General features: G+C 44.6%; 9 protein-coding genes. 2 read left to right on the forward strand and 7 right to left on the reverse strand.

Annotated features, from left to right (window positions below):
- Positions 1-69: 69 nt before the first annotated feature.
- Positions 70-1,512 carry a diguanylate cyclase domain-containing protein gene (locus R7Q47_RS02980; RefSeq protein WP_017635871.1) on the forward strand — a complete coding sequence of 481 codons (1,443 nt, stop codon included), beginning with the start codon at positions 70-72 and terminating at the stop codon, positions 1,510-1,512.
- Positions 1,513-1,845: 333 nt separating this feature from the next.
- On the forward strand, positions 1,846-2,736 hold the full coding sequence (locus R7Q47_RS02985) for an RNA polymerase sigma factor RpoD/SigA (RefSeq protein WP_017635872.1): 891 nt from the start codon (positions 1,846-1,848) through the stop codon (positions 2,734-2,736).
- 26 nt (positions 2,737-2,762) lie between these two features.
- On the opposite strand, the gene R7Q47_RS02990 is transcribed toward R7Q47_RS02985, so the two are convergent.
- The 7 genes from R7Q47_RS02990 to R7Q47_RS03020 form a co-directional block, all read right to left on the reverse strand.
- The gene (locus tag R7Q47_RS02990) at positions 2,763-3,137 is read right to left on the reverse strand and encodes a hypothetical protein (protein WP_005375619.1); all 375 of its coding nucleotides are present in this window, start codon (positions 3,135-3,137) and stop codon (positions 2,763-2,765) included.
- A gap of 105 nt (positions 3,138-3,242) precedes the next feature.
- Positions 3,243-5,381 carry an ATP-binding cassette domain-containing protein gene (locus tag R7Q47_RS02995; RefSeq protein ID WP_318088589.1) on the reverse strand — a complete coding sequence of 713 codons (2,139 nt, stop codon included), beginning with the start codon at positions 5,379-5,381 and terminating at the stop codon, positions 3,243-3,245.
- Positions 5,378-6,964, reverse strand: coding sequence for an ATP-binding cassette domain-containing protein (locus R7Q47_RS03000; protein ID WP_005389021.1), 1,587 nt, complete (start codon positions 6,962-6,964; stop codon positions 5,378-5,380). The genes R7Q47_RS02995 and R7Q47_RS03000 overlap by 4 nt, the downstream gene beginning before the upstream one ends.
- Positions 6,954-8,378, reverse strand: coding sequence for a TolC family protein (locus R7Q47_RS03005; protein ID WP_025768454.1), 1,425 nt, complete (start codon positions 8,376-8,378; stop codon positions 6,954-6,956). Before R7Q47_RS03005 ends, R7Q47_RS03000 begins: the two co-directional genes overlap by 11 nt.
- Positions 8,353-10,584 carry a response regulator gene (locus R7Q47_RS03010; RefSeq protein ID WP_318088591.1) on the reverse strand — a complete coding sequence of 744 codons (2,232 nt, stop codon included), beginning with the start codon at positions 10,582-10,584 and terminating at the stop codon, positions 8,353-8,355. Before R7Q47_RS03010 ends, R7Q47_RS03005 begins: the two co-directional genes overlap by 26 nt.
- 3 nt (positions 10,585-10,587) lie before the next feature.
- The gene (locus R7Q47_RS03015; RefSeq protein ID WP_033906830.1) at positions 10,588-11,937 is read right to left on the reverse strand and encodes an HlyD family type I secretion periplasmic adaptor subunit; all 1,350 of its coding nucleotides are present in this window, start codon (positions 11,935-11,937) and stop codon (positions 10,588-10,590) included.
- A gap of 9 nt (positions 11,938-11,946) precedes the next feature.
- On the reverse strand, positions 11,947-12,315 hold the full coding sequence (locus tag R7Q47_RS03020; RefSeq protein WP_031777210.1) for a hypothetical protein: 369 nt from the start codon (positions 12,313-12,315) through the stop codon (positions 11,947-11,949).
- Between the last annotated feature and the right edge of the window lie 173 nt (positions 12,316-12,488).

Below are 12,488 nucleotides of genomic sequence, written 5' to 3' on the forward strand. Positions count from 1 at the left end.
ACTCTACTATATCTTTAGTCTAATCAAACAGCCGAGATTATGGTTTAAAAAGACTGGTGAGAAGTAGGTATGTCATCGACGAGTTATGGTACTTATGGTTGCAAATGTAAAAAAGCGTGTGCTTCTTTATTACTACTGTGGCTGTCCATTTGTCCGATGGCGCATGCGCACAAATCAGAGTCTCATTCTTTAATTGTTGCTAACTCCAAAGCGTGGAAGCCGTTCTCTTACCTTAGCCCAGATGGTGAACCTAAAGGTATTTTAATCGACTTTTGGAAAGAGTACGCGGCGAACAACCAAATTGACGTTCAGTTTCTCCTTTTGGATTGGGATGCTTCTTTGCAAGCCGTAAAAGAGGGTAAGGCTGACTTTCACGGAGGACTTGTCTACTCGCCCGAAAGAGCGAAGTATATGGACTTTGGCGCCGTCATAATGCCTATCCAAACCAAATTGTACGTAAATAAAGATGTACTTTCGGTTGATATCAGGAGTGTTTTAACTGGCGAAATGACGCTGCCAATTGGCGTTGTTAAAGGAAGTTACGAGTCTGAGTTTGTTCAGACGAATTATCCGAATGCACCTATCGCAGAATACATTAACAATGATTCGATGATACAAGCCGCCGTCGATAAAAAGGTGCTGTACTTTGTTGCAGACCTGCAAGTTGCTAACTTTTATATGGCAACCACGCCGGGAGCGGGTATGTTTGTCCCGACAATTAGCTTATATAGTAAAGATCTTCGGATTGCAGCAGGAATGCACAGTGCAACTTCCATTTTAGAGGTATCAAGAGCGTTTGAAAAAGTCATCGATACGGACCGTGAGCGGATCCTCACCCGTTGGAGTGTGGTGAAAACGGTTTATCCACTTTATCTTTTCCCTATTGCTATTTTCATTATGGCGGTTGCAACGCTTTATCATATTTTTGCCCTCAAACGTATGGTTGCTCTTCGGACAAGGCAATTAACGATTGCCAATCAGCAATTGCTAGAGATGACGTTGACGGATTCTCTCACAAAGCTATACAACCGTAGACACCTGATTGAGCAATTGGCGCTACTGAATCATTTGAAGCGAAACTTAACGGTGATGGTGTTTGATATTGATGATTTTAAATCAATCAATGATCGATATGGCCACCTTGCTGGAGACCGAGCAATAGTTGCCATCGCAGAAGCCGCTAAGTCGATGACTGATGACCGAATGACATTGGCGAGAATTGGAGGAGAAGAGTTCGCACTCGTTACGTCGTCTCTGTCAGAGCGAGAAGCACTCAATTTTGCGAATATGCTTTGTAAAGCCGTTTACGATCAGCCTGTTATACTGGGCGGACAAGCAATTCATTTGAGTATCAGTTTGGGCTGTGCTTACTATCCTGAGTTTACCCACATCGTGAGCTTGCAAGATGCTGACGAGTTGATGTATCAAGGTAAGTCTGAAGGAAAGAATCGTGCAGTTTTCCAAGTCATAACAGACTGTCAGCTTCAACCTGCGCTTCGTCAAGTGAATTAGGTCTCGCTAATTCAACTGATACTTCAAAGCATCCTCAAGCCTCAAAGGTTTAGTCAGAGTAACGTGGTAAGCGTTGACGACCACGTTGCGTTGTTTTCTTTGAGGCCAATTTGCGTACAAATACTATCACTTTCATATATATAAACCCCCGCCTGCTCACGTTTTTATCATAGAAGCAGTAATTGTTTTAAAGTGATAAGTGATTTCTTGGTAAAGATCAGAACCCCTGTCTACACTCAGTGTAAAGTAATGCATATAAAGCATGATGCATACAGTGTTGTACAAAAACAATTAAAGAAGATAAGAAATAAGTTGGCTTGAGAAGGACGGGGAATGAACAACGAATGCTTTGCTAGGTTCCGAGCTGTCACGGATGAACTGTCAATGAAAGAATCGTTGTCAGTTGGGAAAGACCCTTATGCTCACTATCTCAAAGATATTGTGGGGATTGATTTGTTGTCTCGTGAAGAGGAGTTGCATTACGCCAAACTTAATCGAGCTGGTGATGAAGAAGCGCGCGAAATGTTGATTGAGTCTAATCTTCGACTTGTTGTGAAAATCGCAAAAGGTTACCTCAAACGGCCAGGTAATAACTTTACTCTGCTCGATTTAATAGAAGAAGGTAACATTGGTTTGATAAAAGCGGTCGATAAGTTCGATCCTGAGCCAGGCTACCGTTTTTCTACTTATGCGGTATGGTGGATTCGCGAGAATATAGAAGCGGCATTAATGAACAATGGCCGCACGGTACGTTTACCTGCTCATGTGTGCAAAGAGATAAATAGCCTGGCTTTAAAAAAGCTAGATGCGTCAAAAAGTGAGAGCAAGGAGTTGTCTATTTCTGAACTCTCACGCTGCTCAGGGGTGAAAGCAGAACGTATAGATGAACTTGTTGCTCTAAGTGGTTTTATTGATGTATCGACCACTGCGGACCTACATCGTGTTCCATTTGTTCTTGAACTGTGTGAAAGTGAGTATACGCCAGATCCACAACAAGACTGTGAAAACCAGTGCTTTACTCAAGCCATTGAAAATATTATTAAAACTTTGCCAACTAAGTTGCAGAAAGTCTTGATCCATCGATTCGGATTATTTGACCAGAGAGTGAAAACCTTGTCGGAAATAGGCCTGTTGTTAAACGTGTCTAACGAGCGTGTTCGTCAGATGCAGATAGAGGCGGTTGAACGCGTGCAGAAACGTCTCCGATTCGATGGTTGGGTTTAAGATTTTTAGCCCCTTATCCTAGCTGATTAATTTACTGGCTTGCTACTCTGTTCTTCCGTAAGTAACAGCAGCTCAAGCTGTGCTTTAGCTGCTGCCTCCAATCTCCATACACTCAATAATCGGTTAAGTGCTGCGCGATAAGTACGACTTTTGAGTAAAAAAGCGAGCGTACTTGTGTAGTTGTTTACGACTTGCGCTTGTGTCTCGACCAAAGCAGTTTTGTTTTCGATGTCGATGTGTTGAAGGTTAAAGTCAGGAAGAAACGCACACTCATACCATACCTCTACAATTTCACGAATTTCGAGTTCTTCTTCAGGCACGTCGAAGTCTTGTAACTGGTAGTTTTCTGGTATTGTTGATAAATAAACCACATCCAATTTGTCTGCAACAAATGTATACATCGGATTCCTTAGTGTACGCGCTTACAGAGTAAATAGTCTCATCGTTTACATTTTTGTCAATGACCGTGCTCAAGTATGAATGATGAACCACACCACATTCCGAACTTAACTTAGGCTTTTTAAGTACTTATCGGTTAACCCGAAATACTTCAGGTTGCCATCTGGCTCCAAGACTAAGCTCATATTGGATGTAGAGATCATGCCCGGATCATTCGTTGAGAAAATAACGGTCTTATTGAGTAGTTTATCGCTGAATAACCGCTTGAAGTAGTGCGAGTTTTCTTGCTCTGCACCATTAAATGGCTCGTCAATGATAATCAAAGATTGTTCGCAGTTGCCTAGCCCTAATGCGAGCCGTAGTCTTTGTTGAATACCATTTGGTAAACTTTTACAGATATCAACGCTCAATTGAGTGTCCAGGCCTTGTGGCAACCATGTATCGAGCTCAAAGAAACTCACCATTTCACGCATTTTTTCTGTTGGGATTAATCCATTATGCAAGATGAAGTTAATCTCCAAGGAGCCTTCAAAAATATGCAGGTTAAACGGGATGTAGTTAATCGAGGTTCGATAGCGGTAACTGTTGAACTGTTTGATGTTATAACCGTCCACCGAAACTGAGCCTTGATAGCGTTCCTCTAGCCCAGCGATAATAGAGATGAGCGTCGTTTTACCGCAACCTGTTGGTCCACAAATCACGACTTTTGCGCCCGGTGGAATTTTAAAACCAAGATTAGTTAAGCCTGTTGCCGCACCACTATAACGATGGCTCACACCAGAGCCGACGATACTACCTTGAAAGAGGCGAATAGGGGGGCTTTTCTCTAACGTTAGCTTATCGTCATTCATCGCCATAAGGTTGTTGATTTGCGCAGAAGACGCCTTAATGGATTGGAACTTAGAAATAGAGTTGTAGATGCCCATAATAGGCCCCAACGCCTTCCAGACTAAAATTACAGTAGCAAGCATTGCACCTGCATCGGAGGTGCCGTCCATCACGCCGATAACGGCCGCGACGATACTTGCGGTACCAATAACCTGAATCAAACTCCCGCCTGCTGCCTGAACCCTGCTATTAGTCACTGAAACATGTTCTGCATCGTTTGTGCTTTGTAAATGTGATGCGCTAAAGCGGGACTGGATAACACGCAACAATGGCAAGCCTTGGATGGTTTTTATACCACGAAGAATCTCATTCCATTGGTAAGAAACCATGGCGTTGGCGCGAGAGCTCTTGGACGTGGCTTGCGAGTAGATGTAACGAGAATAAACACAGAACACCAACATTAGAATCAACCCCGCCATAACGACTAGCGCTGCGGTACCAGACATAAGAGCAATGGCAATAATGAATACGATAACAAACGGCATGTCGAAGTAGCTTAATGTTGACTCTGCGGTTACCAAACGGCGGAAAGTGTCGATGTCCTTCAATCGTGCTAACTGAGAAGAGACACCAGCGGTAGATGTCATCGAATAAGGAAGCCACAACAGTTTGGATATTACGTTTTGAGAAATATGCACCGCCAAATCCTTTCCTGATGTGGCGATGATGTTGACCCGCATTTTCTTGAAAAAGTATTCCGAGAACCCAACAATCACAGCAAATAACGTGAGCCAATAAAGCGTGGCTTGCGAGCTAGAGGTTAAGGCGAAGTTGTACACACTCATAATAAAAAAGGGCTGGAGTGCGCCGAGAATGCTGACCACGAAGCTGAGAATAATCAGGCTTTTGAGTTCATTGTTGTAGCGATAAAACGCGTATTTAATCCAGTTACTGCGGTCTTGAGATTCAGGTGGCGGTTCTCGGAATAAGCGGGAGTATTCGCTGATCGAGACCAACAAGCACGGCTTCTTGCAGAGCGGGTATTCAATGGTGTTGTTATTTGTGTAATCAAACAGGATCAGTTTGCCGTCTTTAGTGCCCAAGAAAATCGCAGTGAGGTTTTCTATCTCGATAAAACAAGGATGAGGATGCCCCTCGATGTGCTCCAACGTTTTTAGTTTGGTGACGTCACAACGGTAACCAAGGCGTTCAATCGTAGCGATAAAACTGTCGCTGTCTTTTGGTTTAGGGATAAAAGCGTCGCTGAGGATAGAAGGTGTGCCTTCCCATTCAAGCGCTATGAGGGTGTAAGCTAAACCACGAATCAAAGGTGACTGATTGTATCGCTCGTCATAACTGCGAGCCTCAAAGTCCAACAAGCGCTGAGGGACATTATTAAAATCAACCAAAATACTCATTGGTCACCTCCGGTAAGTTTGACGCGTTTGAGGCGATGATTGAGTTTGTCCATCTTGTTGCTGACGATGATGAGGATTTTGTCGTTGGCGCGATAGGCGGTGCTGGTCAAAACCAATCGAGCAAAGTCGTCATCATAAACACAGTCGATGTCGTCGAAGATCAACACACGTTTGTTCGCGAGTAAGGCACGCACTAACAACAAGGCATAAGCGACTTGGCGCGAGAATGGGTTGCGTAAATGTCCTTTAAGCTCGGTGTAAAAACCAGCGGGAAGGGCATCGATTTGTGCCTTGATGTTCATGGTTTCGCAAAGCGCAAATGCCGTGTTATTTAAGCTCGGGCGGAAACAAGTCAAGTTGTCGATGATGGTGCCTTCGACGAACGAACTGGTTTTGTCGACCATGAGCACGCTATTACGCCAGACGTTGTAGTTGACGTCATCGAGCGGTGTCTCGTTGATTTGGATATCGAGCTTGCTGTCGGTGTTTTGCCGCGTAATGCAATTGGCGAGGTGGGTTTTACCTGCGCCGCTTTTCCCCGTCAGCAAGTAAGCCTGACCGCGTTCAAACTCAATGCGTTGTTTTTCCGAATACTTCACCGAGATGCGCTCGACTTCTGTCGTGTCGTTTTGTTGTTCTATAGATGCAGCAAGCTCAAGCAGCTCGGCGATACGTTGAATATGAAGCTTGTTCAACTCCCATCGACTCACCGTGCGCATTACTTGCTGGTATGGCGCGAAGTAGCGGTTGGTAAGCATGATGATGGCAGCCATGATGCCTTGGCTCGATTGCATGTTGATAACTGCCGTTGCCAAAACCACCACCACACAAGCGATGGAGAGCTGTTGTATGAGCGACAAGATAAGGTTGAAGTTTGATTCAATTTGCTCGTATTTGATGTTCTCGACTTCACGTTCTTCCACCATTTGTGTCATCAAGCTCTCAACGCGATATTCCATATTGCGCGCTTTGATATCGAGTGGGCTAGAGATGATCTCGATGATTTTAGAAGTAGTTAAGCCTTCGATGTCGGATTTGTTTTCTAAGCTGTTGATTTTCTGCTTGGAAAGACTGAGTGCGAACACCGCCAAAATGATGGAGGCGAGCAAGATGGTCACTCCCGCCCAAATGTTGATCACACCGATAATCAGAATGGTCAGTATGCTGACGGCAAGGTTGATCAATGCCCGTACAGATTCTCCGCCAAAGAAGGATTTAATCTCTGGAATGGTCGCAATACGCTCTAGGTATTCACCGGGTTCTAGACGACGAAACTTCGATATCTCAGCCAAACAGATTGATTGAAACACCTTGTTGGTTAAGTTGGTTTCGAATTGCTTCATGATCACCGACGAAATCTTCTCTTCCTGATTCTTTAAGTGATAGTCGAGGAAGATGGTGATCAAGATAATGGCAAACAGAAGAAACAGCGTGTCTTTGGCTTGGTTAGGTAAAACACGGTCAAAGATAATAAGAATCGAAAAGGGCAGCACTAAACCAAACAGTGTTGAGATGACCGTTGAGAAAGTCAGATAACACTTGTCAGCAAAGTTAATCTTTTGGGAAAAGTGCTCAGTTTGCATTGCGACCTCCTTTCTTAATCGATGGTTTAGAGAGAAGGTGTTTTGGAACTAAGTCTTGATTGCTTCTGCCTTCGATATCGCTCATCAACTGCATGATGCTTTCGATAGATTGAACCGATAGCATGCCTTTGATTTGCTCAAGATTGATCGATTCAATGATGTAGTCATAGCGCGCGCTCTCGTAATCACGTAGTGCGCTGAACAGTTTACTTTCCGCTGCCAGTAAGTCGGTAATGGTTCGCGTACCAAGCTGATAGGCGCGTTGAATGCCTTTGTAGGAAGAGTAGTTGGCACGGATGATGTTCTCGTAACTGCTGATGGCGCGGGAGAAGTCGTTAATGTTGAGTACTGAGGTGTTAACGCTATTGCGCGTCGCGAACAATGAATCTTGGTACAGCAGCTCGGTTCGCTCGATGGCAGTCGACGATTTTTGATAACCGTAGTAATCCGAACCGCCGGAGAAAATTGGCACATTCAAGTTCAACCCGACGCTGGTCGAGTTACTGTCCCCTGTTGCGGTTGGGTCGGTTCGGTCATAGTTGTTCGCATCGTCGTAACGGTAACTGGCAGAGAGCGATACGGTCGGCACAAAGTTTGAACCGCTTTCTTTCAAGCCTCTTCGGCTGCGCTCGACGGTTTTCTTCGCAACCAATAAGTCGTTATTGAGCTTCAAAGCTTGTTCAAGAATCTCACGTTGTTCGGATTCGCTGATTTCCGCCAAGGGCACGCTTTCGTAGATGTCCTGTGATGGGGTGACTGGGTATTGAACTTGAATCTCTAAACCGTTCAAAATTACGCGCCGGTCTTTCTCTAAGGTTCTTAAGCGATTGGCAATGCCTTCTTTCTGGGCAATTACCTCATACAACTCGCTCGCCGCAGTGTTGCCAAGTTCCACGTTGCGACGCATTTGGCGCTCACGTGTTTCAGACGATTTAAGTTCTACTTGGGTGGCTTTGATTTGCGCGTTGTTTTTGAGGTATTCGAAATATTGCGTCGCGATTTCAGAAATGGTGCTCTGGATTTTGTTCTCGTGTTTGATTTCTTCAATGTTGAAATCAAGCTTCGCGGTGCCGTATTTAAAGATGTCACCAAGGTTAAACACCGATTGGGATAAAGACACACTGTAGCTGTTCGAGTTGTAGCTAGAACGTGTATCCGGTGTTCCCGTTAATATGGTTTCGTTTTCATTCCATGTGGTATCAGCAGCACCGTTTAAAGAGGGTAGAAACTTAGAACGGCTAATGTCGATGTTGTATTCGTTTTCTTCCACGCCTTTGTCACTAGCGCGCAGAGATAAATTGTTTTCCAAGCCGAGTTTGACCGCCTCAAGCAAGGTGGTCGCCATTGCCGAAGGAGCGTTGCTCAATGTAAGCGCTGCCAATACACAGCTAGTTAAGTTTCTGTACCGCCACATACTTGTTGATCACCTTGATGATTTCGTCGTTTTTATAAGGTTTGCTGATCACGTAATCCATTCCAGCTTCGATACAAGCTTGGTGTTCATTACTGCTGGTCAATGCTGTCGCACCTATAATGGTGCAAGGGTTCTGTCCGCTCTCTTGTTCGTATTGTCGAATGCGTTTGGTCGCTTCAATGCCGCCCATGCCCGGCATGATGCAGTCCATAAAAATGATGTCTGAGCGCTGATTCATGAAATGCTGAACGGCGTCTGCGCCATCGCCAACGGTGTCGGCTTCGTATTCTTGCTTGCTCAAAATACGTTTGAGTAGAATCTGTTGAACACGGTCATCCTCCACAATCAGGAATGAGCTGTTCTCCATCTGTTCTTCAGAGGCTTCCGCTTCCATGATTGCTAATAGGTTAGGGATGAACTCATACGGAATCGCGGGGGAGTTCAGAATCTTGTCGACAAAGGTATGACTCTCTTGTGCTTGCTGAGTGCTAGTGACTGAAAGCAACAACTTCGTGTTCGGGTGATTGCGCAGTTGCGATTTCACCGTTTTGCTCAGTGAGGGCAGCTTGTTTGGCTCGAACGTGTCGGTCAGCATGATGGCATCGTATTCGCCAAAGGTTTTTGCCGCAGAGAAGAGTTCGTTCGGCGTTCGAATTGGCGTAATCTCTAAGCCCAAGTTGACTAACATTTTGCTCATCACATCAATGCGCAGCTGAGAGTTGGCACACAGTAATAGGCGCTTATTGTCGAAGCGAGTTTTCTCGGTGTGGAAGCTTTTGGCTTTCAAATCGAGCTGAATTTGAAAACGTTCCTGATTGCCCGATTGATACCAATGGCTCTCGTAATAGCCATAATCTTTCAACACGCTTTTCGCCAAATCGTCTTTGGTTGCAGTGTGCTGTTTATGGTCGCTCCAGTGTAGGGTATTGAGCTTGGCAAGCGGCACATCCAGCGTGGTTAAGAAGTTTAGATTGATGGTCAGGCGGGTATTTTCAATGTCTGACGCCGCACCTGATTCAATGGTGACAAACAGTTTCTTGTCGGCTTTGAGTTGGATGGCATTTGATAGCTGTAGGAACAACACCCAGAATAAGCTGGTGGATTGTCCTTCAACACGGTTTGGTAAGTTATCTGAGATAAAGCAGTCTAGCTCACCTTCATTTCGCTGCACTTTTGAACTGATGTGAATCATCAATTCAGACAGTACATTCAGCAGTGAAAACTCTTTCGATTTGCTCTCGGTCCCTTGTGAAATGAGTCGGTTGTAGTTCTCTGCCAATTCAGACAGGGTATTGGCAGCCGAGGTTATATCTTGCGCCATCAACACGCCGCTCTCATCGGTCTCTTGAACGAGATATTGCACGCCGCCGTTAATGGTGTTGGTGATGCCACGAATCTCGTAACCAATCAGAGCATAGAGCTGCTTGTAGAGATCGTTATTGCGTTTTTGTTCTTCGAGTTTGCTGAAAATCAGTTTTAGGTGAGAGTAGATCTGACGCTGCTTCGGATTGATGCTCACTTCATTCAGCAACTCTTCCAACCTTTGTAAATCCAGTTGTTTGAGCTCTTGATAAAGCTCATCGAATTCTTGGTCAATGTCACGCTCATTCGAGCTGGATTTTTTCAGCTTAAGGATTGCCACCAAGTTCGATAGCACTGCGATACCAACCAGTACGACAACGACCACAAACAACCAAATGAAGAACTCGTTTTTCTCCATCATTAGGTCGTTCGCATGGTTGTTAAATATGGTCCGGTAGTTGTCGTCCATTTGTAGGTAGTTATTGGTGAGCGAGAGGTACAGTGCCAACACATCGTCGCGTGTTTTTTGGCTGTCTGAGAAGCGATTGATTGCCAGTTCAAGCTGCGTGTATTCGGTCGCGCCCACCAAGCTAAACTCGGTTTTGTTGAGTGACGCGAGCGACTTAAATTGGTCAATTTCGTCTTTCAGAACCTCAAAATCAAGCTCTGTTGTACTGCAATAACGTGCGCTTAAACAGCGTTGAAGCGTTTGAATATCAAACTCGATAGTTTGGTTGAGCTGTTGAGCTTGAACCAAAAGAGGCGCGTTTTGCACTTTCTCGACTGAATCCACTTTTTCCCAAGAGATATACAAATAAAAGGCGAGGGCAGCCAGCATCAAGCTGAAAGCAATGCTTAGGCGCATAACAGGAACGGAAATATTGTAAGAAGGCTTGCTACTCATCCATCACCTCTCATCGAATGCGTCTTCGATAGCCGACATAACCGGCTTCGCTGCGTATTCGATAACCCGGCGTGAACCTGTTTTCACGTCTGCGGTAAACTCCATATAAGGGGACAGCTTGTATTGTGTGCCTCCGCGCTCTAGATAGTTTTGACTGATTTGGATTTCCGCGAGGTAGAATTCAGCGTCTTCTTCTTCATAAGAAGAACGGCTGATCGATGCAATTCGACCTTCCAAAAATCCGTATTTGGCAAAGTTGTAGGTATCCATCTTCACTTTGACCGCTTGTCCGATTTCTACAAAACCCATGTCTTTACGCGGGATCTTCGCCTCTCCATGAAGGGCGTTATTGATCGGTGCAATGTCCGCGATGCTTTCACCTGGCGGTATCACAGCGGAGCGGAAGTTGAAGTGCACTTTATCTACTACACCGTCAATAGGGGCGTAAACCACGAGGCGATCCACTTTATCTGAGTGTTGAGGACGTAATATACGTTTCAACTTTAAGTCCTTGTTTGCTTGAATGATTTGTGCTTGATACTCGGCATTACGATTCTCCACCAAGTCTCGGTACTGCTTCTCTAGTTTGTCGAGTTGGAAGCGCTCATTCATGACCGACTCATCAAGGTTTTCAATCTCACGCACCATGTTTGACTCTTGAACCTGCATATTCAGAACATCGACGTAAGACGCCATTTCCTCTTTGTACAAGGTGTTCTTAATATTGAGCTGCTTGCGTATCAAGGAGAGCTGGTTCTCGGAGCTTTTACGGCGCTTGAGCATTGAATCAATAAGCGAATTCTTATGTTGGATATCGTGAGTGATCAACTCTTCATTGGAACGGTTTTTAGAAAATTCTTGCTGCCAGGTATTCATGTTGACTTGCACTAATTCTGGGTACTTTTCGATGTAGGCAGAAAAATCGGGTTCCACCATATCGCGCAGGCTTTCGTAACGAATCTTGTCTAGCTCAAGCTGAATGATCTCTGTGTTTACCGTATCAAGTTGAGTGTTTCTATCCAGAGAGCGAAGGCGTGCAATAGGCTGACCTTCATAAACCACTTCGCCTTTGCGCACTAGCATTTCTTCTAGAATACCGCCTTCAAGGTGTTGCACTTTTTCGATGTCAGATTCGAGCAATAGCTCACCGCGCACCGACACCACAATGTCGATACGAGCCTGAGATGCCACGGCGATAGCCACCATGGAAAGCAAAAAGATAACCAGCAAGGTTTTGTGTACGCTGGTCATTGCACTGGCTAGCACGATTGTATCGTCTGCTGTTACCTTCGAAGCTTCGTTGTTCGAAACAAGCGCCTTTTTGAGGTGATGTTCTATTTGCTTATTACTCATGAGCCACCCCTATGATTCACTACCTGTGCGGCTATCGATTGAATTTTCGATTTTTAACAGCTGGCTAATTTGTTTGTTTACGTTGTTAAGCTCGGTTTTAACGTCCTCAATCAATTCATTAGGAGCAGGGAAATGGTGTTTATTTAAGTGTTCAAGTTTTGCCAATTTTGGTGGTAAGTCGTCATCACATAACAAGACGAGAATGGTCTTTAGTCTTTTTGAATAACATCTGAGTGCTTCAAAACGGTTTTGTTTATGCAGCATCTCAATATCAATCCCTGCGTCACTGAAATCTTGGTAAAAATCGCCTAATAGCAATTGCAGCCCTTTATGGCTGTTGTCGACTGAGCGCAACAGATTTGTCATATTTATCATTATCCCACCGCACTAATTGCTTTAATGACAACAAGTAAGGATCTTTATACTGGGTTTTCAAATTTTTTTGTTTTTATGGAACTCGAAAGGTATGAAAAAAGTTGTATAAAAAAGTTGGTTTCTAAAAATGGTGTCCTTTACTGCCTCTAAATACGATCAGTTAGCTAAAAGCAACG

Source organism: Vibrio sp. Vb0349, from assembly GCF_033338975.1.

Excerpts from the sequence above, each read along its gene's own strand:
- R7Q47_RS02980 (WP_017635871.1), top strand. The coding sequence starts at position 70 with ATGTCATCGACGAGTTATGGTACTTATGGTTGCAAATGTAAAAAAGCG.
- R7Q47_RS02985 (WP_017635872.1), top strand. The coding sequence starts at position 1,846 with ATGAACAACGAATGCTTTGCTAGGTTCCGAGCTGTCACGGATGAACTG.
- R7Q47_RS02990 (WP_005375619.1), bottom strand. The coding sequence starts at position 3,137 with ATGTATACATTTGTTGCAGACAAATTGGATGTGGTTTATTTATCAACA.
- R7Q47_RS02995 (WP_318088589.1), bottom strand. The coding sequence starts at position 5,381 with ATGAGTATTTTGGTTGATTTTAATAATGTCCCTCAGCGCTTGTTGGAC.
- R7Q47_RS03000 (WP_005389021.1), bottom strand. The coding sequence starts at position 6,964 with ATGCAAACTGAGCACTTTTCCCAAAAGATTAACTTTGCTGACAAGTGT.
- R7Q47_RS03005 (WP_025768454.1), bottom strand. The coding sequence starts at position 8,378 with ATGTGGCGGTACAGAAACTTAACTAGCTGTGTATTGGCAGCGCTTACA.
- R7Q47_RS03010 (WP_318088591.1), bottom strand. The coding sequence starts at position 10,584 with ATGAGTAGCAAGCCTTCTTACAATATTTCCGTTCCTGTTATGCGCCTA.
- R7Q47_RS03015 (WP_033906830.1), bottom strand. The coding sequence starts at position 11,937 with ATGAGTAATAAGCAAATAGAACATCACCTCAAAAAGGCGCTTGTTTCG.